Source organism: Prochlorococcus marinus str. NATL2A (assembly GCF_000012465.1).
GTDB lineage: Bacteria > Cyanobacteriota > Cyanobacteriia > PCC-6307 > Cyanobiaceae > Prochlorococcus_B > Prochlorococcus_B marinus_B.
Genome location: NC_007335.2, coordinates 1,661,946 through 1,688,691 on the forward strand (window position 1 = coordinate 1,661,946; position 26,746 = coordinate 1,688,691).

The 26,746-nt window shown below is 38.1% G+C and carries 27 protein-coding genes, 1 tRNA gene, 1 other RNA gene and 1 riboswitch; of the genes, 10 read left to right on the forward strand and 19 right to left on the reverse strand.

Going from position 1 to position 26,746, the window contains the following annotated elements; all coding sequences use genetic code 11:
* Positions 1–2 precede the first annotated feature (2 nt).
* Positions 3–914, reverse strand: a complete 912-nt coding sequence (locus PMN2A_RS09135) for an alpha/beta fold hydrolase (RefSeq protein WP_011295518.1) — start codon at positions 912–914, stop codon at positions 3–5.
* A gap of 117 nt (positions 915–1,031) precedes the next feature.
* On the reverse strand, positions 1,032–2,405 hold the full coding sequence (locus PMN2A_RS09140; RefSeq protein WP_011295519.1) for a cation:proton antiporter: 1,374 nt from the start codon (positions 2,403–2,405) through the stop codon (positions 1,032–1,034).
* 164 nt (positions 2,406–2,569) lie between these two features.
* Between PMN2A_RS09140 and PMN2A_RS09145 the strand changes: the two genes are divergently transcribed.
* Positions 2,570–5,089, forward strand: coding sequence for a glycogen/starch/alpha-glucan phosphorylase (locus tag PMN2A_RS09145; RefSeq protein ID WP_011295520.1), 2,520 nt, complete (start codon positions 2,570–2,572; stop codon positions 5,087–5,089).
* A 4-nt stretch (positions 5,090–5,093) separates the two neighbouring features.
* On the opposite strand, the gene PMN2A_RS09150 is transcribed toward PMN2A_RS09145, so the two are convergent.
* From PMN2A_RS09150 to PMN2A_RS09160, 3 genes are all read right to left on the reverse strand, one after another.
* Positions 5,094–5,546 (reverse strand): hypothetical protein, encoded by a 453-nt coding sequence (locus PMN2A_RS09150; protein WP_041711287.1) that lies wholly within the window; start codon positions 5,544–5,546, stop codon positions 5,094–5,096.
* A gap of 37 nt (positions 5,547–5,583) precedes the next feature.
* Positions 5,584–5,922, reverse strand: coding sequence for a hypothetical protein (locus tag PMN2A_RS09155; protein WP_011295522.1), 339 nt, complete (start codon positions 5,920–5,922; stop codon positions 5,584–5,586).
* 100 nt (positions 5,923–6,022) lie between these two features.
* Positions 6,023–6,096, reverse strand: a tRNA-Arg gene (locus PMN2A_RS09160).
* Positions 6,097–6,131: 35 nt separating this feature from the next.
* Between PMN2A_RS09160 and rnpB the strand changes: the two genes are divergently transcribed.
* Positions 6,132–6,535, forward strand: an RNA gene (rnpB, locus tag PMN2A_RS10015) — RNase P RNA component class A.
* A gap of 71 nt (positions 6,536–6,606) precedes the next feature.
* A complete protein-coding gene (rnc, locus tag PMN2A_RS09165) occupies positions 6,607–7,350 on the forward strand; it encodes a ribonuclease III (protein ID WP_011295523.1) in 744 nt (247 codons plus the stop codon).
* Between the two features lie 25 nt (positions 7,351–7,375).
* On the opposite strand, the gene PMN2A_RS09170 is transcribed toward rnc, so the two are convergent.
* Positions 7,376–7,561, reverse strand: a complete 186-nt coding sequence (locus PMN2A_RS09170) for an NAD(P)H dehydrogenase subunit NdhS (protein WP_011295524.1) — start codon at positions 7,559–7,561, stop codon at positions 7,376–7,378.
* A 47-nt stretch (positions 7,562–7,608) separates the two neighbouring features.
* On the opposite strand from PMN2A_RS09170, the gene rimM reads away from it, so the two are divergent.
* Together rimM and PMN2A_RS09180 are read left to right on the forward strand one after the other, a co-directional pair.
* Positions 7,609–8,139, forward strand: coding sequence for a ribosome maturation factor RimM (gene rimM / locus PMN2A_RS09175; protein WP_011295525.1), 531 nt, complete (start codon positions 7,609–7,611; stop codon positions 8,137–8,139).
* A gap of 52 nt (positions 8,140–8,191) precedes the next feature.
* On the forward strand, positions 8,192–9,649 hold the full coding sequence (locus PMN2A_RS09180) for a mannose-1-phosphate guanylyltransferase/mannose-6-phosphate isomerase (protein WP_011295526.1): 1,458 nt from the start codon (positions 8,192–8,194) through the stop codon (positions 9,647–9,649).
* A 72-nt stretch (positions 9,650–9,721) separates the two neighbouring features.
* Here the strand turns inward: PMN2A_RS09180 and glmS are convergent, their stop codons facing one another.
* Both glmS and psaC read right to left on the reverse strand, forming a co-directional pair.
* On the reverse strand, positions 9,722–11,626 hold the full coding sequence (gene glmS / locus PMN2A_RS09185) for a glutamine--fructose-6-phosphate transaminase (isomerizing) (RefSeq protein WP_011295527.1): 1,905 nt from the start codon (positions 11,624–11,626) through the stop codon (positions 9,722–9,724).
* 65 nt (positions 11,627–11,691) lie between these two features.
* Positions 11,692–11,937, reverse strand: coding sequence for a photosystem I iron-sulfur center protein PsaC (psaC, locus tag PMN2A_RS09190; protein WP_011295528.1), 246 nt, complete (start codon positions 11,935–11,937; stop codon positions 11,692–11,694).
* A 136-nt stretch (positions 11,938–12,073) separates the two neighbouring features.
* On the opposite strand from psaC, the gene acpP reads away from it, so the two are divergent.
* The 3 genes from acpP to tkt are packed head-to-tail and all read left to right on the forward strand — an operon-like array spanning position 12,074 to position 15,641.
* A complete protein-coding gene (gene acpP, locus PMN2A_RS09195; RefSeq protein WP_011295529.1) occupies positions 12,074–12,316 on the forward strand; it encodes an acyl carrier protein in 243 nt (80 codons plus the stop codon).
* Between the two features lie 7 nt (positions 12,317–12,323).
* Complete coding sequence (gene fabF / locus PMN2A_RS09200) at positions 12,324–13,571, forward strand: beta-ketoacyl-ACP synthase II (protein ID WP_011295530.1); 1,248 nt, start codon at positions 12,324–12,326, stop codon at positions 13,569–13,571.
* 57 nt (positions 13,572–13,628) lie between these two features.
* On the forward strand, positions 13,629–15,641 hold the full coding sequence (tkt, locus tag PMN2A_RS09205) for a transketolase (protein ID WP_011295531.1): 2,013 nt from the start codon (positions 13,629–13,631) through the stop codon (positions 15,639–15,641).
* Positions 15,642–15,692: 51 nt separating this feature from the next.
* Here tkt and thiC read toward each other — a convergent pair whose 3' ends face one another.
* The 5 genes from thiC to ruvB all read right to left on the reverse strand — a co-directional run bounded on the left by thiC (position 15,693) and on the right by ruvB (position 20,569).
* Positions 15,693–17,093, reverse strand: a complete 1,401-nt coding sequence (gene thiC, locus PMN2A_RS09210; RefSeq protein ID WP_011295532.1) for a phosphomethylpyrimidine synthase ThiC — start codon at positions 17,091–17,093, stop codon at positions 15,693–15,695.
* Positions 17,094–17,136: 43 nt separating this feature from the next.
* Positions 17,137–17,240, reverse strand: a riboswitch (TPP riboswitch).
* A 59-nt stretch (positions 17,241–17,299) separates the two neighbouring features.
* Entirely contained in the window at positions 17,300–17,521 is a 222-nt protein-coding gene (locus PMN2A_RS09215; RefSeq protein WP_011295533.1) for a DUF3188 domain-containing protein, read from the reverse strand.
* 11 nt (positions 17,522–17,532) lie between these two features.
* Positions 17,533–18,717: an amidohydrolase gene (locus PMN2A_RS09220; protein WP_011295534.1), complete on the reverse strand. Its 1,185-nt coding sequence runs from the start codon at positions 18,715–18,717 to the stop codon at positions 17,533–17,535.
* Entirely contained in the window at positions 18,714–19,502 is a 789-nt protein-coding gene (locus PMN2A_RS09225) for a tetratricopeptide repeat protein (RefSeq protein ID WP_011295535.1), read from the reverse strand. Before PMN2A_RS09225 ends, PMN2A_RS09220 begins: the two co-directional genes overlap by 4 nt.
* Positions 19,499–20,569: a Holliday junction branch migration DNA helicase RuvB gene (gene ruvB / locus PMN2A_RS09230; RefSeq protein WP_011295536.1), complete on the reverse strand. Its 1,071-nt coding sequence runs from the start codon at positions 20,567–20,569 to the stop codon at positions 19,499–19,501. Before ruvB ends, PMN2A_RS09225 begins: the two co-directional genes overlap by 4 nt.
* 47 nt (positions 20,570–20,616) lie before the next feature.
* Between ruvB and smpB the strand changes: the two genes are divergently transcribed.
* Positions 20,617–21,114, forward strand: a complete 498-nt coding sequence (smpB, locus tag PMN2A_RS09235) for an SsrA-binding protein SmpB (protein ID WP_011295537.1) — start codon at positions 20,617–20,619, stop codon at positions 21,112–21,114.
* A 64-nt stretch (positions 21,115–21,178) separates the two neighbouring features.
* On the opposite strand, the gene PMN2A_RS09240 is transcribed toward smpB, so the two are convergent.
* The 6 genes from PMN2A_RS09240 to PMN2A_RS09265 all read right to left on the reverse strand — a co-directional run bounded on the left by PMN2A_RS09240 (position 21,179) and on the right by PMN2A_RS09265 (position 26,267).
* Positions 21,179–21,430, reverse strand: coding sequence for a hypothetical protein (locus tag PMN2A_RS09240; protein WP_011295538.1), 252 nt, complete (start codon positions 21,428–21,430; stop codon positions 21,179–21,181).
* Between the two features lie 41 nt (positions 21,431–21,471).
* Positions 21,472–23,013: a lysine--tRNA ligase gene (lysS, locus tag PMN2A_RS09245; protein ID WP_011295539.1), complete on the reverse strand. Its 1,542-nt coding sequence runs from the start codon at positions 23,011–23,013 to the stop codon at positions 21,472–21,474.
* A gap of 48 nt (positions 23,014–23,061) precedes the next feature.
* Positions 23,062–23,802: a response regulator transcription factor RpaB gene (rpaB, locus tag PMN2A_RS09250; RefSeq protein WP_011295540.1), complete on the reverse strand. Its 741-nt coding sequence runs from the start codon at positions 23,800–23,802 to the stop codon at positions 23,062–23,064.
* A gap of 166 nt (positions 23,803–23,968) precedes the next feature.
* On the reverse strand, positions 23,969–24,472 hold the full coding sequence (locus tag PMN2A_RS09255) for a hypothetical protein (protein ID WP_041711076.1): 504 nt from the start codon (positions 24,470–24,472) through the stop codon (positions 23,969–23,971).
* Positions 24,456–25,211, reverse strand: coding sequence for a rod shape-determining protein MreC (gene mreC, locus PMN2A_RS09260; RefSeq protein WP_011295542.1), 756 nt, complete (start codon positions 25,209–25,211; stop codon positions 24,456–24,458). The genes PMN2A_RS09255 and mreC overlap by 17 nt, the downstream gene beginning before the upstream one ends.
* A 3-nt stretch (positions 25,212–25,214) precedes the next feature.
* Positions 25,215–26,267: a rod shape-determining protein gene (locus PMN2A_RS09265; RefSeq protein WP_011295543.1), complete on the reverse strand. Its 1,053-nt coding sequence runs from the start codon at positions 26,265–26,267 to the stop codon at positions 25,215–25,217.
* An 85-nt stretch (positions 26,268–26,352) separates the two neighbouring features.
* On the opposite strand from PMN2A_RS09265, the gene PMN2A_RS09270 reads away from it, so the two are divergent.
* Complete coding sequence (locus tag PMN2A_RS09270; RefSeq protein ID WP_011295544.1) at positions 26,353–26,742, forward strand: single-stranded DNA-binding protein; 390 nt, start codon at positions 26,353–26,355, stop codon at positions 26,740–26,742.
* The last annotated feature ends 4 nt before the right edge of the window (positions 26,743–26,746 follow it).

A 26,746-nucleotide genomic window follows, 5' to 3' on the forward strand; every position in this document is an offset into this window, starting at 1 on the left:
GATTAGAGCTGATTAATCCATTCTAAAAGAGCGGAATTAACCTGATCGGGCACTTCATCATGCGGACAATGACCAGCGTCTAAAACAACTTCTTTTGTATTTGTAGGAGTGTGTTTTTTATAAGTAGCCCTTTTACCAGGGGCATTCATCCAAGGATCTCTATTACCCCAAAGCAATAACAATGGTGCCTTCAACTGAGAAAATAACTCATCAAGTGGTTTTCCCTGAGGTCCTGCTGGATCGAAAACACTTTTGAAGACATTAAAAGCACCCTTATCCAAAGATGGTTTTCGAATCGCTTCTACTAGTTCATCATCAACGTTAGATGTATCAATATAAACTTGATTTAAGGTACGTTTAATTGTTGAAGGTTGTCTAAGGTTTTCAAAAATTATTCTTTGCAACAGAGCATTTTTGAGAAAGATACCAGCAACAGTTTTTCTTGCTGTCGCCCAAGTTCCTTTAGTTGTTTTCTTGTCTTCACTGAAATAACCCGCAGCATTTAATAAAACCACACCTGCTGCTTCTGGACCCATCGCCGCACCACTAGCAAGCGCAGCATATCCCCCTAGAGAGTTACCTACAAGAATTGTAGGTCTCCCAATTTTTTCTTTTACGTAAGCAACTATTTGATCTTTCCAAAGTGGGCCTCCATAAGCAAGACCACTCGGTTTGGAGCTTTTACCAAACCCGAGAAGATCTAAAGCGTGAACTTCATACTTCTTTCCTAGTACTGGTAAGTTGTACCTCCAATGAGTTGTGGAGGCACCAAAGCCATGAATTAAAAGAATTGCTGGACCTTTTTCTTCATCAGTCTTGGTTTTATGAGCTTCAGGAATAATGCTCAGACTATGAACGGAATGACCTAAGAATTTCCAATCAGAAAGTTTTGTTTCTACCACTGAGGAAACCATTTAAAAGTAAATTCTAACTTCTAGATCTTAGTAAATAATTGATAGAAAAAGATTAATGATTTTATTTCTTTTTTTCGAAATTGCCTCACCTTTTTGAAAAAGAGTTCTTGATGATTTTTAAACCAATCCAACTGGATCAGCTGCAATCTCATCAGGAATAGAGTTGCCTCCTGAAGGGGGTTTATCTTTCAAAACAACTCTAAGCAAAACAGGTGCTAAAAATGTTGTTCCAATAACCATTAACAATATTGCAGCCTCAAGAGAAGGGGTAAGCAAACCAGCACTTGTTCCCAATCCTAGAAAAATCAATCCGACCTCACCTCGAGGCATCATTCCCAGGCCAACTACTAATCTATTTGTTGGTTTATCAATGACAAAGCACCAGCCAGCAGCGATTTTCCCGACAATTGCCACAATAAATAAAAAACCAGCCACGATTAGAGCAGAGCGACTCTGTGGATCAAGAGGATTGATCACAGAAAGATCCATACCTGCTCCAACAAGTACAAAGAAAATAGTTGCGAAGAGCGATACTAATGGCAAAACAGATTGTTGAATTGCGTGATTATTTTTTGAACTACTTAGTATCAATCCAGCAGCAAAAGCACCCAAAGCAGCTTCTAAACCTATAGCAGTAGCAACAAAACAGCTCAAGACTAGTATCACAAAAGAAGCTACAACAACCGCTCCGGGAGCTTTAAGTCTCTCAAGCAACCAATCAAAGGCTGGAGCAGCTGTTCGACTTAAAGCAATTGCAGCAAATACAAAAACAGTTGCAGCAAGTACTAATTTGACAATGGGAGCAATTTGTAATGATCCTCCCGTCGCAAGAGCTACAACAACTGCAAGAATAACAATTCCAAGTATGTCATCTAATACTGCTGCGCCAATAACAATTTGACCCTCACGAGTTTTTAAATAACCAAGCTCACCAAAAACACTTGCAGTAATACCAATACTTGTCGCGGTCATAGATGCACCAGCAAATATTGCAGGAATGATATCTACTTGGAAAATAAACATTAATCCAAAAGTTCCAAAAGCAAATGGCAAAATCACTCCTGCCATTGCAACAGTGAAAGCTTGTGCTCCAACTGCTACAAGTTCCTCTAATTCACTCTCCAGTCCGGTCAGAAATAACAAAGCGTATAGCCCTAAAGTTGCTACGGCTTGTAATGATGGAAAAGTTTCAAAATAAATATCTGGGACTGCTTCTTTGGGTACTGAAGCAAGGGTGCTAATAACAGAAACAAAACCTTGATTCAACTCAGCATGAGCACTAGGCGGCAATAAAAGATGTAATCCTGAGGCACCAATTAAAACTCCCGCAAGAAGTTCACCGACTATGGTAGGCAAACTTAGTCGAACCAAGATTTCAGCCAAAGTCCTTGCCGCAACAAAGATCATCAAGAAATTAATGACCCCTATCAGCGTTTCCGCTACCTCAACATCATGAGTATTAAGTGCTGAGACTAAAGGAGTTAATACCATCAGGTTCTCTAGAAAAGCCTTTTCTTTAAGATATAAATTACCTAATCACAGGGCATATTTGCCATAAATATCAAAGGTGACTTAATCAATAAGGTGTGGATCTGAAGTTACTCACTGATTACTAAGGCTTTATTGGCTAGCGTCCAAAGACCTTTGATGCCCCTATGAGCAGCTCCCAGTCACTAGACCTGCGTCTACCGACCCCAGGATGCTATGCGGATCCTGTTCGGGCTGGCATGGATGCTGATGCTGTCTTCGATGGAATGACTGAGCATCTCTTTTTTACTCTCGGCAAACTGGCTACATCAGCAAGTCTCAGAGATCTCTATATGGCTTTGAGCTTTGCTGTTAGAGACAGATTGATGAGTAGATATTTAACTAGTCAAGAGACAATCAGAGCAAGACCTCAAAAAACAGTCGCATATCTTTCAGCTGAATTTCTAATTGGACCTCAACTAAATAATAATTTACTCAATCTTGGCATCAAAAAAGAGGCAGAAGAAGCTCTTAAAAGGTTTGGAATTGAATCTTTAAATGAGATATTGGAAGTAGAAGAGGAGCCTGGCCTTGGGAATGGAGGATTAGGGAGACTTGCAGCTTGCTATATGGAATCACTTGCAAGTCTTCAGGTTCCTGCCGTGGGATATGGAATTAGGTACGAATTTGGGATTTTCAATCAATTAATTAGAGATGGTTGGCAAGTCGAAGTTACTGACAAATGGCTCAAAGGTGGATGGCCTTGGGAATTACCCCAACCAGATGAAGCTTGCTTAGTCGGTTTTGGAGGGCAAACTGAAAGTTATACAGATGACAATGGAAATTATCGCTCTCGATGGATTCCAAGCGAACACGCTATTGGTGTTCCACATGATGTGCCTGTTCTTGGTTATCGAGTAAACAGCTGCGATCGATTGAGATTATGGAGAGCTGATGCAACCGAAAGTTTTGATTTCTACGCTTTCAATATTGGCGATTACTACGGAGCTGTAGAAGAGAAAGTAGCCTCAGAAACACTATCAAAAGTTCTATACCCCAATGATGGAACTGACGAAGGAAGAAGACTACGCTTGAAGCAACAACACTTCTTCGTAAGTTGTTCCCTTCAGGATATGCTTAGAAGTTTAGAAAAGCGGTCAATAGCTGTTGAGGAGTTTCCGAATCACTGGACAGTTCAACTAAATGACACTCATCCAGCTATTGCAGTAGCAGAGTTAATGAGACTATTAATTGATCAACATAGATTGGATTGGGATAAAGCCTGGGAAATTACCAATAGATCCGTTGCATATACAAACCACACTTTGTTGCCCGAAGCTCTTGAGAAATGGGACCTTAGCCTATTTAAAAATTTATTGCCTAGACATTTAGAACTTATTTATGAAATAAATAGACGATTCTTACAACAAGTAAGACTCAAGTATCCAGGCAATGACTTGATTTTAAGGAAGCTTTCAATTATTGATGAAGAAGGAGGGAAAGCTATACGAATGGCACATTTAGCAACAATTGGAGCACATCATGTCAATGGAGTAGCAGCTCTTCATTCAGATTTAATCAAGAGACAATTACTACCTGAATTTGCACAACTCTGGCCTGAGAAATTCACTAATGTCACTAATGGAGTTACTCCACGTCGATGGGTAGCTTTAGCAAATCCTGAACTTTCTAAACTTCTTGACAAAGAGATTGGTCCTAATTGGATTACCAATATGGACCTACTACTAGAGTTAGAAAAAAAAGAAAATGACTCTAACTTTTTAGATCTTTTTGCATCGGCTAAGCTATCTGGCAAAAGGAAACTAGCCGGCTATATTCATAGACAAACTGGAGTTTTAGTAGATCCCTCAAGTTTATTTGATGTTCAAGTTAAAAGAATTCACCAGTATAAAAGACAGCATTTGAATGCTTTGCAAGTCATCGCACAATATCTAAGAATTAAAAATGGAATAACAAAAAATATTGCACCTCGTACTGTCATTTTTGGTGGTAAAGCTGCGCCAGGTTATTTCATGGCGAAGTTAATGATTAGATTTATCAATGGAATTGCAGATGTAGTTAATGCAGACCCAGATATGGATGGATTACTAAGGGTAGTTTTTCTTCCCGATTACAATGTAAAGCTAGGTGAGCAAGTCTATCCCGCAACTGATCTCTCTGAGCAGATTTCAACTGCGGGGAAAGAAGCCTCAGGAACTGGAAATATGAAATTCGCTATGAATGGTGCGTTAACAATTGGAACTCTTGATGGAGCTAATGTAGAAATCAGGGATAGAGTTGGCGCAGAAAATTTCTTTTTGTTTGGTAAGACAGAATCAGAAATCATGGAATTAAGAGATCAAGGATATAGTCCAAATAGTTTTATTGCCGAATCAAATGAACTACAAGAAACTCTTAAGTTAATAGAAGTTGGGCATTTTAGTAACGGGGATAGTGAACTTTTTAGACCAATAATAAATATCTTGACAGGGAACGATCCTTTCTTTGTTATGGCTGATTTTGATGATTACCTTCGTGCACAAGATGAGGTTAGTAAAGCTTGGAAAAAAAGTAAAAAATGGAATCGTATGGCATTGCTAAATACAGCAAGATCTGGGTTTTTCTCATCAGACAGATCAATTAGAGAATACTGTCAATCAATATGGAAAGTTAAACCATTACCTGTAGAGATAAGTTGTGAAAAATAAATAACTATTTATCAGGCAAGTCTGGTGTTTGATGCAATAATCTATTCAACCTTAAACGATCAATATTTAATGGATCTGGAGCAAGCTCACCAGCGACCTCTCGAAATTTATCTTCAACTTCATCAGGAACTTTGACATCAAAAATTCTTTCCATCAAAGCCTCAATAGAATATAAATGAGCATTAATATTCTCCAGATCAGAAACTACTTGTGTAATTGATTTATCTTTTTTCTCAATAGTTAAATTTTGACAATTATCTTCAGATTGATCGGATGACTTTGAATTTAGTTTCTTTTGCAAATCTTCTAAAACTCGTCCACATAAAGTTCGAAAAGATTGAAGCGCAGCCCAATTGACCTCTTGTTGTTGGCGCAAAGTGGGAAACTCTCTAATCAAACGATCATGTTCCCTATAAAATCTTAGGCAATCTGGACATTGGCATGGTTCTTCAGACACCTTCATCGAGGCAGCTTAGAAACCATCATTACATTTATTAGGCCGTCATAGGAGGCTCACCGTTAAAAAAGCCACCTCCTTCGTCATTGTTATCTAATTCAGAGCTTTCAGGCAGAGGTATTTCAATGCTAGTAACAACTTGAATAACATCTCTTAACCTCATTGAGTCAGCGAACCAACCCATTGCTTGTTCTGTATCACTTCTTCCTTCCGCATCATTAGCTTGATCTTCATGCGCTTCAGCTAGAAGTGTTAACCAACACAAGCATCGAGCTTGAACAATTGATAAATCTAAATCATTTGGTTGGGAGTTGGATATTTGCTCACTCTCTTGTTGAACAAGCAATCGTAAGCGAAGATCGTGAAGCTGGGCCATGTTGACTGATTCACTAAACCAACGCTAGCGAGAGAGTAATGATTTTGCACACCCACCACATATAGGACTACATATTTTTAGTTTTTATTCGTTTTTGGCACGGGGCTGGCGGGACTTGAACCCACGACCTACGGTTTAGGAAACCGTCGCTCTATCCAACTGAGCTACAGCCCCCTGAAATTAATTATGCCTTGAGGCATGATGGAGTTGAAAGCAGGGGAGGTGATCGCAATTGAACTTCAGCAAAAAGCTGAAGAATTCTATTGAGGAAAGTCCGGGCTCCTATTTGGCCAGGCTTGCTGGGTAATTCCCAGTGCGGGTGACCGTGAGGATAGTGCCACAGAAACACACCGCCTAACGCTTAATGGGGATATCCCAACAAGCGCGGCAAGGGTGCAAAGGTGCGGTAAGAGCGCACCAGCAGCATCGAGAGGTGCTGGCTAGGTAAACCCCGGCCAGGAGCAAGGCGAGGGGCACTGGATGGCCATAGACCTTGTCCCTGTAGAGAGCCGCTTGAGGCTAGCGGTAACGTTAGTCCCAGATAGATGATTACCCATTCGCTTTCTAAAGAAAGAGGAATGAACAGAACCCGGCTTATGACCTGCTTTCACTTTATTCATTTTACAAAAAAATTACAGGCAAAGTCCTATTTTTTATCACTCAAATTATATGCTTTAAATTATTATGAAAATTTCAAATCACAGAGTAGAAGAAATAATTAATTTTATTAAAGGTCTAAAGTTAGATCAAAAATTTCAAAAGGAGTTTACTAAAGAAAAAATAAAAAATATTTTATATATTAATGAATCACTTACTCATAGTTCCGCAAATAGTGAAATTAATTATGAAAATCTTGAATTTCTTGGAGACGCAGTTCTAAGACTCATTGCTTCAGATTTCATAAAAAATAAATATCCATATATGCAAGTAGGAGAAAGATCTGAACTTCGTTCACATCTTGTAAGTGATCTATGGCTAGAAGAAGTTGGTAAAAAAATAGAAATCAACAGTGTATTAGTAATTGGGAATAAAGCCCTTAGAGATAAATCAGCAAACGCAACTATTCAAGCAGAAGCAACTGAAGCATTAATAGGAGCTTTGTATGAAAGCCTTACTATTGTAGAACCTATAAAAGATTGGCTTATTCCATTCTGGGAAGAAAAAAGTAAAGAAGTTCTAGCTGATCCTCATAAGAAGAATTACAAATCAGCACTTCAAGAATTGACTCAAAGTAAAGGCTTATCAATTCCCATATATAAAACAATTGAAATTGACAAAAAGCATGACAATCCAAAACGATTTTTTTGTAATGTTTATGTCAAAAACCGATCAATAGCTGAAGGAAGTGGAAAGTCAATTAAACAAGCAGAGAAAAATGCTGCCAGTAAAGCATTGAAGTATTTCGAGAACAATGTAATTGATCAGTAATTAGTTTCTTTGGAAAAATAAATAATCAGCTTTTCTTAAGATCTTTCAAAGGTAGTGTCAACAATTTATCCCAATTACCACCTTCAAAAAGTACTGCCGCTTTATCACCGCTTATTCTTTGAACAAACCCTTCATAACCATTGTAAATTGAATCTTGGTTATTAACAGTTACTGTTGTCCCAGGAAGAATAGGATCTTTTGAATCAGTCATAAATAAGCATATTCAAATAAACTTTTAAAGAAATTCTACTCATAAAAATGTTCGAAAAAGATAAATGGATGACAATAGGTGAAATTGTTGCTCCGCAAGGGTTAAGAGGAGATCTTCGAATTAAACCTAGCAGCGACTTTCCTGAAAGATTTACAAAACCTGGGAAGAGATGGATTCAAAAAACTGATGAATTGCCTACTGAAATCAAATTAACAAAAGGGAAGCTTATTCCAGGTAAGTCAATCTATGTACTTTCAATCGAGGGAGTATCTACTAGAAGTTCTGCAGAAGAAATTATTGGTTGGAAATTAGTCATACCAATTGATAGCAGACCGATGTTGAGTAAAGATGAGTACCATTACCATGATTTAATTGGTTTAGAAGCAAGAAGAGGTCCAAGTAAAGCTCTAATTGGTTATGTAACTGACTTAATCAAAGGAGGTAATGACCTTCTAGAGATAGAGTTAGTGGAAGGTAAAAAAGTTTTGGTACCTTTTGTTAAAGAAATTGTCCCAGAAATAGAAATCAAAGAAAAATGGCTGCTAATCAACCCACCCCCTGGCTTATTGGAACTCTAATAATTATTCGAGTTTTTAATCAGAACTTCAAAAATAGATTGCAAAGTTCTTTATGAACATAACTGATCACTCAATAATTCCTGTAATTCTTAGTGGTGGATCAGGAACAAGACTTTGGCCACTTTCTCGAGAAAGTTATCCTAAGCAATTTCTAGCATTAGATTCACGCACAAAAAAAACACTTTTGCAGAAAACTTATGAAAGGCTTCTAGGTTTAGAGGGACTAGAAAATCCTATATTAATATGCAATGAAGATCACAGATTTATAGTTGCAGAGCAATTTAGAGAGATAAATACTGATCCTCAAGCAATTATTTTAGAACCCGTAGGACGTAACACAGCTCCAGCAATAGCAGTTGCTGCTCTTCAAGCAATTTCTTTAGGTAAAGACCCTTTACTATTGATTTTGGCTGCTGATCACTTGATAGAGAATAACGTTGAATTTCAAAGAGTAATTCAATCTGCAAAAATATATGCAAATCAAGGAAGTCTAGTAACTTTTGGTATAGTTCCAACAAGCGCAGAAACTGGTTACGGTTATATTGAAACAAAAGAATTTCCTACCAAAGAAAATCAAAAAATTGGTTTAGAGATAAACAAATTTATAGAAAAGCCTAATAAAGATATAGCTGAGAAATTAATCAAAGATTCTCGCTATACATGGAATAGTGGTATGTTTCTTTTTAAAGCGAGTACGATAATTAGTGAATTAAAAAAATTCGCTCCAGAGATACTTAATTATTGCAAAATTGCTCTCGAGAAAGATATAGAAGATCTTGATTTTCTACGTTTAGAAACTGAATCCTTCAAGCAATGTCCCAAAATATCTATAGATGTTGCAGTGATGGAAAAAACGAATTTAGGAATCGTTCTTCCTCTAAATGTTGGATGGAATGATATAGGAAGTTGGAAATCTTTATGGGATATTAGCAAAAAAAATAATGATGGAAACTATATAAATGGGAGAATAATAGCTGAAAAAAGTAAAAACTGTTATTTAAAAAGTGAACAACGTCTAATTGTAGGAATAGGGATAGAAAATCTAATAGTTGTTGATACAAATGATGCTATATTAGTAGCCAATAGAGATCAATCTCAAAATATTGGAAATATAGTCAAAAATCTAACTTCGACGGCATTTCCAGAAGGGAAAATGCATAAAAAAATCTATCGACCATGGGGTAATTACACTACAATTGTCGAGGGAAATAGATGGCTAGTGAAACTCATAGAGGTAAAACCAAATGCTTCTCTTTCTTTACAAATGCATCATCATAGAGCTGAACACTGGGTTGTAGTTAATGGAACAGCCTTGATAGAAAAAAATGGAGAACAACAACTTTTAAGTGAAAATGAAAGTACATTTATCCCTTTAGGTTGCAAACATAGATTAAGTAATCCAGGGAAAATGAGACTTGAACTTATTGAAGTTCAAAGCGGAACGTATTTAGACGAAGAAGACATCATTCGTTTTGAAGATTCTTATGGCAGAATAAAAAATCAGAATTAATAAAAAAGCTTTATTTTATTAAAAAAATCTTCTGGAAATTAATTAGAAAAAATGATTGAAAGTTAGAAAATTTTATTCAACGGTTACACTTTTGGCTAAATTCCGCGGCTGATCAACATCTAACCCTTTATGAGCTGCTATGTGATAACTAAATAGCTGTAAAGGTACAACAGTTAATAGGGGGCTTACCCATTCACTAACTTTTGGAATAGTAAATAATTCATCAAACATTTCCGATTCAGATCGATGTGTAGACACCCCAATTAAACGGGCATCTCTAGCTTTAGCCTCTTGCGAGTTACTAAGTACCTTTTCATACACGACCCCCGGGACAGCTATAGATACCACTGGAACATGTTGATCTAAAAGTGCTATTGGTCCGTGTTTGAGCTCTCCAGCTGGATAGCCTTGCGCATGGATGTAGCTTATTTCCTTAAGTTTTAGAGCACCTTCAAGTGCAATTGGATAATTTATTCCTCTACCCAAAAAAATTACATCCTTTGTTTCAACAAACAAATGTGCTATTTCCTTAGAGAGAGAATCATGTTTTTTTATAAGATTTGTTAGCTGTTTAGGAATTAATCTCAAATCATTAGAGAGATCTAAAATTTCTTGAGATTTTCTTTTTTGTCTATGTGATGCAAATAAAATTGTCAAACCATAAAAGGACAACATTTGACCCAGAAAGGTTTTGGTGGCTGCAACACCTATTTCAATGCCTGATCCAATATCAATAACATTTTCTAGTTCACGACCAAATGAACTATCAACCCTATTAGTAATTCCCAATTGATGAAAAGAAAAATTAGGATCTTGAGTCGAATCTCTTCTCTCCTTTTCCATCCTTAAGGCAGCTAACGTATCTGCCGTTTCGCCTGATTGACTTACTCCTATTGTCAAAGTATGGGGGGAAAGTGGAGGGGGAGCATACCGAAATTCACTCGCGAAATATACCTTTGTAGGGACCCCTGCAAACTGTTCTAACAAGTAAGCACCAACCATACCTGCGTGTCTGCTCGTGCCACAGGCAAGTATTTGTATTTGTTCTATATTCTCAAGGATCGATTTAGATACCGGCATAGCTATTGGATTTTCGGAAGGCAAGTCCATTGGCAAAAATCTATCTATCCATTGTTGTGCAGTCTCTGGCTGCTCATAAATTTCTTTAAGCATGAAATGACGGAAATTTCTTTTATCCGCAAAAAATTCCGCGCCCTCTATGATCGACGGTGCTCTATGCTGCCTCTTTCCATCATCATCATAAAGTTCAATTCCTAGTGGAGTTAAAAGTGCACTTTCGTGATCCCTCAAAGGTAAAAATGTACGGGTAAATCCTGTTAATGCTGGCGTATCACTTGCACAAAAAAACTCACCCTCGCCAAAGCCAAGAACTAATGGTGCTTGTCCTCTAGCAACCACTAAAGCATTGGGTGCCTTGGACCAAATCACAGCTATGGAATAAGTCCCTTCTAATAAAGTCAAAACTTTTTGAACAGCGATTAATAATGTTTGTTCATTAGGGGAAAGTCCATTTGCAAGATAGTGTTCTATCTCTAGACCGATTAAATGTGGAATTATTTCAGTGTCAGTTTCCGAGGTTAATTTGATTCCTTTAAGTTTCAGGCTGTTAGATAAATCTCTGTAATTCTCGATAATCCCATTTTGCACAACTGCAATTTGCCCTGAGAAATCAAGATGAGGATGGGCATTTCTTTCATTAGGTTTACCGTGAGTAGCCCATCTAGTATGGGCGATACCAACATGACCTTTTGGAGGCTTTTTTTTAATTAAGTTTGATAGATTAATTAGCTTTCCTTTTGCTTTTGTGACATTTAGTTGTCCAATTTGATCGTTATTTAAATTGTCAATTGTTGCTATACCTGCAGAGTCATAACCGCGATATTCCAATTTTCTTAATCCATCAATAAGTAAAGAAGAAACTTCTCTTGATCCAATAACAGCAAATATGCCACACATATATTTAAATTAACGTCACAAATTATTTATATAAAATAAACCTTCGTTAAGAAAAATACTAATTTTTAGTAAGCCAATCCCATACTTCTAGTTGTTTCATCACCTAAGTAAACTCTAATACTAAGGAAATCAGTTGGACAAGCAGTTTCACAACGCTTACATCCAACACAATCTTCTGTTCTTGGAGATGAAGCTATCTGTGAAGCTTTGCAGCCATCCCAAGGGACCATTTCAAGAACATCTAACGGACAAGCCCTTACGCATTGGGTGCAGCCAATACAGGTGTCATAGATTTTGACGGCGTGTGACAAATTACTAACCCATATTTTCTTGATGTATAAAACTATACTTACGTTTCGCTACATAAAAAAAAATAGTTGCAATGCCGTCACTTTTGTTAACTCGACACTCTAACCCGTAGTATTGGAAGTCAGGTCTAAGAAGGTTATGTCCCAGGAAGCAATTCTTGAAAAAGTTCGTTCTATTGTCGCAGAACAACTTAGCGTTGAAGCCGGTGAAGTTAAACCGGATTCAAATTTCCAAAACGACCTCGGAGCTGACTCTCTCGACACTGTCGAATTAGTTATGGCTCTTGAAGAGGCATTTGACATAGAAATCCCCGACGAGGCTGCTGAAGGCATTGCCACTGTTGGTGATGCAGTCAAATACATCGAAGAAAAACAGTCTTGAGGTTCAAATGATGGAGAAACTCCATCGAGTTGTTATTACAGGTCTTGGCGCCATTACTCCAATTGGCAACGACCTCGAAAGTTACCTCAAAGGGCTTCAATCCGGGCAAAATGGGGTAGATCAAATAACACTCTTTGATGCCTCATCCCATGCATGCAGATTTGCAGCAGAGGTGAAAAGTTTTGATCCGACTGGCAAATTAGAGCCAAAAGAATCCAAACGATGGGATCGTTTTTCAAAATTTGGAGTTATTGCAGCAAAAGAAGCCTTAAATCATTCAGGTCTAATAATTGACAACTCAAATTCTGGAAGAATTGGTGTAATTATTGGTTCTGGAGTTGGCGGATTGTTGACTATGGAAACCCAAGCTCATGTTTTAGAGAACAAGGGAGCAAGTCGAGTTAGTCCTTTTACTGTTCCCATGATGATTCCCAACATGGCTACAGGGTTAGCAGCTATTGCACTAGGCGCTAAAGGTCCAAGTTCAGCAGTTTCCACTGCTTGTGCCGCTGGATCAAATGCTATAGGTGATGCATTTAGACTGCTCCAATTAGGCAAAGCAGATGCAATGGTTTGCGGTGGAGCAGAAGCAAGTATCACCCCTCTAGGAGTAGCAGGATTTGCTAGTGCAAAAGCCTTATCCTTCAGAAATGATGATCCATCTACCGCAAGTAGACCTTTTGATTCTCAACGAGATGGATTTGTAATTGGAGAAGGGGCCGGAGTACTAATTTTAGAAACTCTTGATCATGCATTAAAAAGAGACGCAACAATCCATGCAGAGATCATTGGTTATGGAACCACTTGTGATGCTCATCACATTACCTCTCCTACACCTGGTGGAGTGGGAGGGGCAGAAGCTATGAAACTTGCATTAATTGATGGACAAATTAATCCCGAAGAAGTCGATTACATTAATGCTCACGGAACTAGCACTCCAGCTAATGACAGCAATGAAACATCTGCTATAAAAGCTGCTTTAGGAAATCATGCGTATCAAGTACCTACAAGCTCAACCAAATCTATGACTGGGCACTTACTAGGAGGGTCTGGTGGAATCGAAGCTGTTGCTTGTGCTCTGGCAATAAAACATGAAATAATTCCGCCAACAATTAATTATTCCAATCCAGACCCAAATTGTGATCTTGATTATGTGCCCAACAAAGCAAGAGAAAAGAAATTAGGTGTCGTACTATCTAACTCATTCGGGTTTGGCGGTCACAATGTCTGTCTAGCTTTTCGACAAATGATCTAAATCAATTTCATTTTCGCTTTCCACTTAAATTTCTTATCCCCCACTCACTAATTCAAAATGGTTGCCTTGACTACTTCCCTAGACACACTTTGCGTCAACAGCATCAGGATGCTCGCTGTTGATGCAATTAATAAATCCAAAAGTGGTCACCCAGGTTTACCTATGGGTTGCGCACCTATGGGTTATGCATTATGGGACAAGCATTTACGACACAATCCAAAAAACCCGAAATGGTTTAATCGAGACAGATTTGTTCTTTCAGCAGGACATGGCTGCATGCTTTTGTATGCTCTCTTGCATTTGACCGGCTATGACTCTGTCACCATTGAAGATATAAAAGAATTTAGACAGTGGGGAGCTAAAACTCCAGGGCATCCAGAAACCTTTGAAACTCCTGGAGTTGAAGTAACTGCAGGCCCTTTGGGAGCAGGAATTTCAAATGCAGTTGGATTAGCCATTGCGGAAGCTCACCTCGGTGCAAAATTCAACAAACCTGATTCAACAGTTGTAGACCATTACACCTATGTGATCATGGGGGATGGATGTAATCAAGAAGGTATTTCTTCAGAAGCATGTTCTCTTGCTGGGCATTTAAAACTTGGAAAATTAATAGCTCTCTATGACGATAATCACATAACTATTGATGGAAGAACAGATGTCTCATTTACGGAGGATGTCTTAAAAAGATATGAAGCATATGGATGGCATGTACAAGAAATTTCTGAAGGGAATACAGATGTTGAAGGCATATCTCAAGCAATCGAAAAAGCCAAATCAGTCACTGATAAGCCATCCATCATCAAAGTAACAACAACTATCGGCTACGGTTCTCCAAATAAAAGTGATACTGCAGGTATTCACGGCGCCCCATTGGGCGAAGAAGAGGCAGAGCTCACTAGAAAACAATTAGGTTGGTCATACAAACCTTTCGAGGTTCCCCAAGATGCTTATGATCAATATCGACAAGCCATTCAAAAAGGTGCACAGCTAGAAGAAGAGTGGAATCAAAGCCTAGCTACATACAAAGAAAAATATCCTAATGAAGCATCTCAATTTGAGCGCATGTTGAGAGGTGAGCTCCCTGAAGGCTGGGATAAAGATTTACCTACCTATACATCCGATGACCAAGGGGTTGCCACTAGAAAACATTCTCAAATATGTCTAGGTGCTCTTGGTCCAAACATCCCTGAACTAATAGGAGGTTCTGCTGATTTAACTCATTCAAACTACACAGATATAAAAGGCGAAACTGGATCTTTTCAATATGAAAGTCCTGAAAAACGTTATTTACATTTTGGTGTCAGAGAGCACGCTATGGCAGCCATATTAAATGGAATTGCTTATCACGACAGTGGTTTAATTCCTTATGGTGGAACCTTCTTAGTCTTCGCAGATTACATGAGAGGATCTATGCGTCTTTCCGCTCTTAGTGAGCTTGGAGTTATTTATGTTTTAACCCATGATTCCATAGGTGTTGGTGAAGATGGCCCAACACATCAACCTATAGAAACCATTCCATCATTGAGAGCAATGCCCAATATGATGGTATTCCGTCCTGGCGATGGCAATGAAACCAGTGGTGCTTATAAAGTTGCAATTAAAAATCGTAAGAGACCAAGTTCCTTATGCCTGAGTAGGCAGGGTATGGCCAATCAACAAAATTCATCCGTAGACAAAGTTGCTTTAGGTGGATATGTACTTGAGGAGTGCGATGGCACTCCAGAACTGATACTTATCGGAACAGGAACTGAACTTGATTTATGTGTTCAAGCAGCGAAAAAGTTAACTAAGGAAGGTAGAAAAGTGCGTGTTGTTTCTATGCCATGCGTTGAACTTTTTGAAGAACAAAGCGATAGTTATAAAGAAGAAGTTTTGCCTTCAAATATCAGAAAACGCCTAGTAGTAGAAGCCGCAGAGAGTTTTGGATGGCACAAATATATTGGTCTTGATGGTGACAGCGTAACTATGAATAGCTTTGGAGCATCTGCTCCAGGTGGATTATGTATGGAAAAATTTGGATTTACAGTTGAAAACGTACTAGAAAAATCTAGAAGTCTTCTCAACAAATAAAATTAATTATTTAATTAGAAATAGTTATTACAGAAAAAGTTAAACAAAGAACTAGTTTTCTTTGTTTAACTTTACTGGAGTTAATTCAGCTGCACCTTTTGACTGTATTTGATCGTTTAATTTATCAAGATCTTCATCTGTGATTTTTGTATTCATTGGACAATGATTAGGACCGCACATTGAACAAAACTCTGCTTTCTTGAAAATTTCTTCAGGTAAAGTTTCGTCATGATATTGCTTGGCTCTTTCTGGATCTAAGGACAATTCAAATTGTTTGTTCCAGTCAAATTCTTTACGAGCCTTACTTAATTCATCATCACGATCACGAGCTCCTGATCTATGTCTTGCGACATCTGCAGCATGAGCAGCAATTTTATAAGCAATTAAACCTTCTCTAACATCCTCAGGATTAGGCAACCCAAGATGTTCCTTAGGTGTTACATAACAAAGCATCGCAGTCCCGTACCAACCTGCCATGGCTGCACCAATAGCACTTGAAATGTGATCATAACCAGGAGAAATGTCTGTTACCAATGGACCTAGAACATAAAAGGGAGCTTCTGAACACTCCTCCATTTGCTTCCTAACATTGAATTCGATTTGATCCATAGGTACATGACCAGGCCCTTCAACCATGACTTGAACATCATGCTTCCAAGCACGTCTAGTCAATTCACCTAGAGTTTTCAATTCAGCGAGTTGAGCTTCATCTGATGCATCATGCAGACATCCAGGCCTTAGAGAATCACCTAAAGAAAAGGTGCAGTCATAGCGTTTAAAAATTTCACAAATATCATCAAAACGAGTAAATAGAGGATTTTGTTTGTAGTGATAAAGCATCCATTGGGCAAGAATTCCTCCGCCACGACTAACTATTCCAGTAATACGACCTTTAACTTTGGGTAAATGTTCAATCAATAAGCCTGCATGAATGGTTTGATAATCAACTCCTTGCTGACAATGCTTTTCTATTATGTGTAAAAAATCATCCTCATTTAACCTTGAAATAGAACCGTGAACACTTTCTAAAGCTTGATAAACAGGAACTGTCCCTATCGGGATAGGGGAGGCATTAATAATTTCAGTTCGTACCTCATCTAAATTAACCCCTCCAGTAGAAAGATCCATAAGAGTATCAGCCCCATATTTTACTGCTAGATCAAGCTTCTTTAATTCTTCACTAATATCGCTTGCATTTGGTGAAGCACCAATATTTGCATTGACTTTACATGTTGAGGCAATACCTATTGCCATCGGCTCTAAGTTCATATGGTTAATATTTGCAGGAATAACCATTCGACCGCGCGCGACTTCTTCCATAACCAGAGACTCAGGAAGATTCTCACGCTTTGCCACATACCTCATTTCTTCAGTAATTTCGCCTTTGCGAGCAAAATGCATCTGAGAAACATTGGTTTTACCTTTTCTAGAAGCCACCCATGAATTCCGCATGAACTAAAAAGCTATTGAATAAAAAAGGAGCAATATGCATCAAGATCACAAGATTTCACTTTCCTTACACTGGTTTAAACCAGATCAAGTTCAGAGGGTGTGATCTCAGCCATACCGCAAAGCAATATGGCACCCCTAGTGATAAATACAAATTAGCTCGAAATCCGCAACTAAACCCTAAAGTTTTTATAGATAAAATTTTCGAATTAAAAATTTTGTTCATTCATATCTTTTTTTATCTCTAGAAACAACATTCTTCGTCTCCGAAATCTTCTAACCGCACCAGTAAAAACCAATCCACTGCCTACAACTAAAGCAGGTATGGCTTGGATTTTATCTTTGCCCTCTCTATGTAAAAAGCCTGTAATTGCTAATAAAATTAGCAAAGGTGCTGAAATTGAGATTAATGGGTTGCCCAATCTGTTCATAAAATCAGCAACTAAATGTTTTGGAGGGTTTTAGATGCCATGACTAATGTTTGAGACAAAATTTTTATTCCTAATTCTAGGCTTCTTTCATCCAAAGAAAAGTTTCCACTGTGCAATGGAGCACAACCTTTATTGCCAGCCACTCCTAATCTAAACATCGTGCCTGAAACATCTTGCAAGAAGAAAGCAAAATCTTCAGCTCCTAATGACGGATTTTCTAAATAAACAATATTTTCTTCATCCATAAAATTCTTCGCACAGGTAGATAACAAACTAGTCAACTCTGGATCGTTATAAACTGGAGGCGCGATCGACTTGAATTTTATATTCGCCTTACCTCCGTAAGTAGAGGCTATATTTTGTACTATTTTCTCAATCCATTGAGGCAATTTTTCATAAAGGTTGTTATCAAGACACCTTACTGTGCCTAGAAGCTTAACCCTCTCAGCAATTACATTGAAAGCACTACCTCCTGAAATCTTCCCAAAGCTAATAACTACGGGCTTAAGAGCATCTAAACGTCTACTAATAGCCTCTTGAAGTCCACTAATAACTTTTGCAGAAATCCAAATTGAATCTATGCCTTCATGTGGTCTGGCTCCATGCCCTCCATCACCAATAATCTCTATTTCCAATTCAGCCGCGGCAGCTGTAAAAGTACCAGTTCTTATTCCAATCTTGCCAACTGACAAATCTGGATAAACATGCACACCAAAAAGAGCTTGAACACCTTCAAGAACCTTTTCAGCTCTCATCCAATTTGCACCTTGGGCAATCTCTTCAGCAGGTTGAAAAATGATTCGGATTCGAGAATTTGTAAATTTGTTTTTTGCTAATACTTTAGCCACCCCCAAACCAATACAAGTATGTAGATCATGGCCACAGGCATGCATCAGGCCTTGAATTGAAGATGAATATTCTAAACCTGTTCTCTCCTCAATTGGCAAAGCATCCATATCAACTCGTAAGCCAACAACAGGTCCGCTTTTGTTACCCATTTCAGCTACTACTCCCGTTTTGCCAACTGCTTCTTTTACATCCCACCCTGATTTTCTAAGCTCCCCTGCAACAAGAGCAGCAGTTTGATATTCCTGACCGCTTAGCTCTGGATGAGCATGGAGATGACGACGTAATTGAATTAAATCAGGCAGTATATCCTTGGTTAAAACGTCAATTTTTTTTCCTAAATCTTTCATCTATCATCCAATGCAAGAAATGCAATCAAATCATTTGTAGGTTTTGGAGGCCAACGGCGAATATTCAACAACCATTCTTTCTCTCGATATCGAATATCTAATCCAGCAGCCGCAGCCCAATTACTTTCAGCTTCACCTAAGAAGCCTTTACTCCATAGAAGAGCACTTAATGCTGCTCTCGCATCTGCGAATAAAGGATATTTACGGATTAATATTCTGATTTTCTTTTCAGCGAGTTCAAGATCGCCCAATTGATAAATCGCTAGCGCCTCACTAGACCTAGCCATAGCTATTGCATTGTTTGACGAGGCAGCTTGAGCAAACAATTTCTTCGCTTCACTCCAATTATCCATGGAACCCATCACATTACCTAAGTTATATAAAGCTGAAACATCTTTAGGATTATTTTTTAAAACATAGTTGTAATCTTTACTGGCGTCCTCCCAACGCTGCAAAGCTTCTTCAGCAATTCCTCTATTCAGATAAGGGTCTAAATCTTCAGGCGAAATTTCAATAGCCTTAGTTTGATCTTTTATAGCTCCTTTAGGATCACCAAGTGCGAGACGAATATTACCTCTATTACTCAAGGCAGCCGCATCATCTGGGTAATCATTTAAATAAGAACTCCAATCTTTTTCAGCTCGAATGAAATCTCCTTCTTTACTTTCTTGAAGGGCTTTCTCGAATAAAACTTTAGGAAGCACTTTAGCTTGGGTCGACAATGGCACGAAAACAAAAATAATAGAAAGTAAAAGTAGAACTTTTACAACTCTTCCCAAAATCATTTATCTATATTATTTGGGGAAGTTAGTAAATAATGTTTTTTAGCTGCTGGAGTAACAACCCTTCCCCTAGAAGTTCTGTGTAAAAAACCAATTTGCATTAGATAAGGCTCAACTACAGTTTCAAGGGTCGTTGAATCCTCTCCAAGTCCAGCAGCCAAAGTCTCAAGCCCTACTGGGCCTCCTTGATATTGATTTACTAACAAGCCTATATAACTTCTATCTGTTGCATCTAGACCTCTTTGATCCACACGATGTAGATCAAGTGCATCGTTCACAACTTCAACATCGATCTTCTTTGAATGAGAATACACTTCTGCATAATCTCTAACTCTTCGTATGAGCCTATTTGCAATCCGAGGAGTACCTCGACATCTTTTGGCTAATTGTTGAGATGCTTCCTCTGAAATTACTAAATTAATAAGTTTCGCAGATCTTTTAATTATATTTTCAAGGTCCAAATAATTGTAAAAATCTAGTCGCTGAGTTATACCAAAACGATCTCGCATAGGGGAGCTTAATGCTGCAGGTTTTGTTGTAGCACCTACTAAGGTAAAGGGGGGGATTTCGATTGATCGCATTCTAGAAGAAGTACCCTTACCTACAGTTAAATCTAACCTTCTATCTTCCATAGCTGGATACAAAAGTTCCTGTGAAATGCGATTGAGTCTGTGAATCTCATCAACAAAAATCAATTCACGTGGTTGAATATTAATCAATAATCCAACAATATCCCTTGGTCGTTCAAGAGCAGGAGCACTTGTAACTCTAGCTTTAACCCCCAATTCCTCAGCAATAACAAGAGCCATGGTAGTTTTTCCCAATCCTGGCGGCCCATAAAGCATTAAATGATCAAGTGCTTCTCCTCTTTTTAATGATGCTTTAACTGAAATCTCAAGAACTTTTTTTAATTCAGATTGACCTACAAAATCATCAAAAGATTTAGGCCTTAGTGAATCTTGTTGAGATAATTTAAGCTCCTCTTTTAAAAGACTGGGACCAACCAATCTTTCCTCTCCTTTATCATTGGGAAGAGAAGAATGATTAGTAATTGAAGACACAATTGCCATGATCAAATGGTAGTGGCATCTCAACAAAAATGGAGGTAAATAGAAGAATGAGCAAAAAAGGAAAGAAACAATCCAAAAACAATTCCTCAGTTGATGGAAATCGTCGCTTAGCAGAAAATCGACAAGCAAGATATGAATATGAAATCCTAGAAACACTTGAAACTGGATTAGAGCTTCTTGGAACAGAAGTTAAATCAATTAGAGCTGGAAAAGTAAATTTAAAAGATGGATTTTGCCTAATCAAAAAAGATCAAATTCAACTTCATAATGTTCATATATCGCCTCATAATCATGCCGGTAAATTTTTCAATCACGAACCTCTGAGAATCAAAAGACTTCTTGCACATCGAAAAGAAATCGAGAAATTAAAAATAAGTTTAGAAAGAAAAGGTTTAACAATAATCCCTTTAAGTCTTTATCTAAAAGGCTCATGGATCAAATTAAAAATAGGAGTCGGTAAAGGAAGGAAGATTCATGACAAAAGAGATCGAGAGAAGATCAATGACTCCAAAAGAGATGTAGCTAATGCTCTAAAACGTTTTTAAAAGAAAAAAATTTGTTACTTTTTACTCGAATTCTTATAAAAAATCAAACTTTAATTATCCTTTCTCATGTGACATCCAAGCTAACATTTTCGGGTGGCGGTGTTGGATCAGGATCAGCAATGAGCATATGTTGTAAAACGATTTCAGGACGCTCGCTATCTCTCCATCTAATGCGATAAGCAGGCATTTTTGTACCCCTGCTTGTCGTTTGCTCAACAGGTTCCATAACCCAACCGCGTCTTGAACGCCCTTGGGGGTTCCTTTTCACAACAGCATCTGCATGCTTGAAACGGAAACCAACTCTCTCGCCGCTCATCTGAACAAAATACTTACATGCCTATTATCCACTCTGATGGGTCACTTTGCAGTTTGTTTTAAATTTGCTTCTGGTCGTAAAAGTGGAAAAGCTATTACATCTCTTATGGAAGGACTATCTGTTAACAACATTACAAACCTATCTATTCCTATTCCAAGACCTCCTGTGGGAGGCATTCCGACCTCAAGAGCATTGATAAAATCCTCATCCAGGCTTTGAGCCTCAAGATCACCTGCTTCTTTTTTCGCTTGCTGTAAAAGTAAACGTTCTCTTTGATCAATAGGGTCAATTAATTCGCTAAAAGCATTGGCAGTTTCTCTACCAACAATAAAAAGTTCAAATCTTTCCACTAAACCTTTTTTAGTTCTATGTTTTCTAGCCAATGGAGAAATCTCAATTGGATAATCCATGACAAATGTAGGCTGAATCAGTTCAGGCTCTACTGCTTGCTCAAAAGCTTCATTTAATAGGCTTCCAACAGTATCAGCCTTATCAGGCACTTGAAGCCCCTCTCGACTCATTTCAGCCTTAGCATCATCAACATTGTCTCCAAATAATTCAAAATCAATTCCAGTAAATTCCTTAACTAAATCATGCATCGTGGCCCTTCTCCAAGGAGGTTGCAAATCTATTTCTTGCTCTTGATAATTAATTTTGGTCGATCCACAAATCTTTTCGCAAACTGAAGAAAGTAATTTTTCTGTTAAATCCATCATGTCGAAATAATCTGCAAAGGCCTCATAAATTTCAACAGAAGTAAATTCAGGATTATGCCTTGTGCTAATTCCTTCATTTCTAAAAATTCTTCCAAGTTCATAGACCCTTTGAAATCCACCCACCACAAGTCTTTTAAGATGCAATTCTGTTGCAATCCTCAGATACAAAGGTAAATCGAGCGTGTTGTGATGAGTTATGAAAGGCCTTGCATCCGCTCCTCCAGCTTCTGATTGTAAAACTGGAGTCTCGATTTCAAGAAAGTCTTTTTCATCTAACCAACGTCGAATTGAACTAACTAATAAAGCCCTAGTTCGAAAAGTTTTTCTTGACTGTGGATTTACAATTAAATCTAAATATCTTTGTCTATAGCGCTTTTCTACATCGGCAAGTCCATGCCATTTATCTGGTAGGGGTTGTAAAGATTTTGATAGCATTGACCATTCGAAAACCTTTATAGAAAGTTCACCTCTATCAGTTCTCCTTAATATTCCACTGACTCCTATCCAATCACCAGAGTCAACCAAAGAGGTAATGTTCTCAAAATTATTCTTTGGATTCTCACTATCTTCATTCCGATTTAAGGTCGCCTTTTCCAAAAAGAGTTGAATTATGCCTGTTTCATCGGAAAGAGTAAAAAAAGCAAGTTTTCCCATCACTCTTCTAGAAGTTACTCGCCCTGCGATAGATACTTCGTCTTTTTTTTCTTCGCCATTTGGTAAGTCTTTATATTTTCCCTGCAAAACAGCGGCAGAGTCAGTAGGTCGAAAATTCAAACCATAGGGACCTTTCCCAAGGGTTTTTAGTGCTTTTGCCTTCTCGAGGCGCGTATCTCTTAATTCAGACAAGGCAATGGGTACATACGGCAAGAATAAACAATTTCAAATGCAAACCTATCAATTTTGAGCTATTAATCTTTAACTGGCAATAGCAGTAGGAAATTCTCCAATTCTTTGAGAAGCATAGCCAATGCCTCTGACAGTTAAAATCAACTCAGGATTCCTAGGATCTGGTTCAAGCTTCCCTCTTAAACGAGCTACGTAAACATCCACAACTCTTAAATCAGCCGCTCTTCTTGGAGGATAACCCCAAAGCTGTTCCAGAATTTCTGCTCGAGGTACAACACGGCCAGGATCACGAAATAATAATTCCAGCAAGCTAAATTCTGTATATGTTAAGCCTATCCTTTCTCCTCCTCTACTGACTTGCCTTCTATTGGTGTCTACAACAAGATCACCAAGCTTCATTACTCCTTGACCTGACGGGACTTCTCTTGGTTCATCAATAGTTGGAGCAGGTCCCACACGTCTCAAAATCGTCGCTATTCTAGCTTCTAACTCCTTGGGGCTAAATGGTTTAGCCAGGTAATCATCAGCGCCTAAATCCAAACCTGCAACTCTTTCTGAAATCGCTTCAAGAGCAGTCAAGAATATTATTGGAACGCAAGACTCAGCTCTAATTCTTCGACAAACTGCAAAGCCATCCATCTTCGGGAGCATGACATCTAGAACCACTAAGTCTGGAGCTTCTTTGTGAAAAACCTCTAGTGCTTGCTCTCCATCCTGTGCAGATAAAACTTTATAACCAGCAAGATTTAGCCTTGTGACCAAGACTTTCAATACTGCTGGTTCATCATCTACAACCAAAATGCAGGTCATGAGATTAGCTGTTGCCTTAGTGACAGGACCATCGAAATGGCTTCTTGTTATATGACGATATCATCTTAAAGTAAGGTATTCAAAGCCATTTGACTAATCTAAAAGACAGAGTCCCCACTAATAAATAAGTATTTATTCTATTTTTAAAGCTTTAAAAAATTTTGCATTAGTTTTTTTTATAAGTAAGAAGAAGCCATGAGGAGAAAAATGGGGCAACTAATCCAGTAATTATGACCTCAGAAATTAATACAAAGATTGACCAAGAATGAAACCAATTATTTCTTAAATCGCTATAAAGAAAAATTTTTTGAACCCATATAGAAAACCCAACAAAGGCAGTTCCAAATATAGCCATCAAACCAATATTTAGAAATAATTCAATTTTTTTATTATGCAATCCATATGTACTCCAAACGATAGACAGAAGCAGCAAAGATGGAACGTAAGAAACATCACTAATTGTAAAAGAATCTATAAAGATTCCTAATAAAACTGAAGCTATAGCGGCTTTATAAGGACTATTCTTCAGTGAAAGTGGCAACAATAAGATAACAGGCCAACATGGAGTTATTCCATTTATTTTTAGCCAATCAGGAGCTGTAATTATGCAAAATTGCAAACAAGTTAAAATAAAAAAGATTGATATTTTCTTATTATTTTTGAGCATCATTTTTCAAGACTTGAACCCAATCAACCGCATCAGGTGCTGCAGTTAATTGAACTATTGCATATGGAGATGGCAAGGCTTTTTCGTTCACAAACTTAACAATTCCAATTGTTAAGTTTGGGGGTAATAGAGTACTTGCTGGCGATGTAGTAACAGCATCTCCAATTTTAGCCAAACTATTTTTATTTAAAAAAATCAGTTTTGGTCTATTTGTTCCCATCCCAGTCAAAATCCCATGGTGCTGAGTACGATCAATCCAAGCTCCTACCTGATGACCAGGATCGGTCAATAATCTAACTCTTGCAGTAAGTGGGGTTACGCTGTCAATTAGACCAATTAAGCCGCCTGGACCAATTACTGTTTGCCCTTTCAAAACTCCATCTTTTGCACCCTTATTAATTTCTAACTGTTGCCACCAATTTCTTGAAGATCGAGATATTACAGCAGCTGAAATTCTTTGATTAGTATTAAAATCTTTTAAAGAAAGAGCTCTTCGTAAACGAGAATTATCATCTGCAAGCAATTTTAATCGAATATTTTTTTCAGCATTATCTCCTTCCTTGATCCATTCGCTTTGAGCAGTACCTGGGAGTATGGGTTTTAATAAAACCGAGTATAAATCTAAATATCCTGCTCCTTTTGACCAACGAATCCCAAATAATAAAGCTCCAAATAAAAATATTACCCATAACCTCCCTTTCAAAAGCAAATGAAACCCTATTTCCCTTCGGGCTTTAATCATTGTTCAATCTCTAATTACATTTCGAGCAAAATCAGGCGTATCTAAAACTCTTCTCATTGATTTAAAATCATCTAAAACCAAACCACATCCATTTACTACACATAGCAATGGATCTTCGGCTACGTGCGTAAAAATTCCTGTTTCATGACTTAACAGATCACTAATTCCTCTAACAAGAGCCCCCCCTCCTGCAAGCATTATACCCCTATCAACAATATCTGCCGCTAGTTCAGGTGGAGTTCTCTCTAGAGTTCTTTTAACAGCATCAACAATCTTATTCAGAGGCTCTGACATGGCTTCACGTAAATCGCCTGCTTTCAAGTTGATTGATCGAGGCAACCCTGAGAGTAAATGTAATCCCCGTACATCTATTGATTGCAAATCAAATTCATTAGATGGAAAAGCTGATCCAATTTTAATTTTTATCTCTTCAGCTGTTCTCTCACCAACTACTAGGTTATGTACTTTTTTCAAATAGGTCGCGATTGAATCATTAATTTCATCGCCTGCAACTCTCACAGATTCACTTAAAACTGTTCCACCAAGACTTAAAACAGCAACTTCAGTAGTCCCTCCACCAATATCAACAATCATTGTCCCTATGGGCTCAGTAACTGGCAAAGAAGCTCCAATTGCAGCAGCGACAGGCTCATCAATCAAATGCACCTCTCTTGCTCCCGCGAGACCAGCCTCCCGAACTGCCCGTCTCTCTACACCAGTCACACCACTGGGAATACCAACTACTAGTCGGGGTGCAATTATTCCACGGCCCTCATTGCATTTTTGAATAAATGTCTTAAGCATTTGCTCAGCCGCATCAAAGTCGGCTATTACCCCATCCCGAAGGGGTCTAACGGCACGAATATTCCCTGGTGTTCGCCCTAACATTAACTTCGCATCATTGCCCACTGCGAGTGGGATCCCCTCTTCTAAGTCCATCGCTACAACAGAAGGTTCTTGCAGAACGATTCCTTTACCAGAAACATAAATCAAGGTATTTGCAGTACCTAAATCAATCCCAATATCTCGGGAAAATTTGAAACGGTTAAAAAACACGGATTTCAATCATTTGAGCCATCATAAAGAGAGTTGAACTAAGATAGATATATTATTTAGCAACCAGTAAACAGAGGAGGTAATGATGGCAATAAATTCAGTCACTCTTGTTGGAAGAGCAGGCAGAGATCCTGAAGTTAGATATTTTGAATCTGGAACTGTAGTAGCAAATCTAACAATGGCCGTAAATAGAAGGAATAGGAACGATGAACCAGATTGGTTCAATTTAGAAATTTGGGGAAAACAAGCCCAAGTAGCGGCTGATTATGTAAAAAAAGGCTCTTTGATCGGTATAACTGGTAGCTTCAAATTGGATAGTTGGAAGGATCGCAATACTGGAGAGGATAGAAATAAGCCAGTTGTTAGAGTTGATCGTCTTGAATTATTAGGATCAAAAAGAGATTCAGAAAATAGTAATTTTCAAAACAACAATTTTAGCCAGCAACCAAGTAATAACGACGAAATTCCATTTTAAAAAT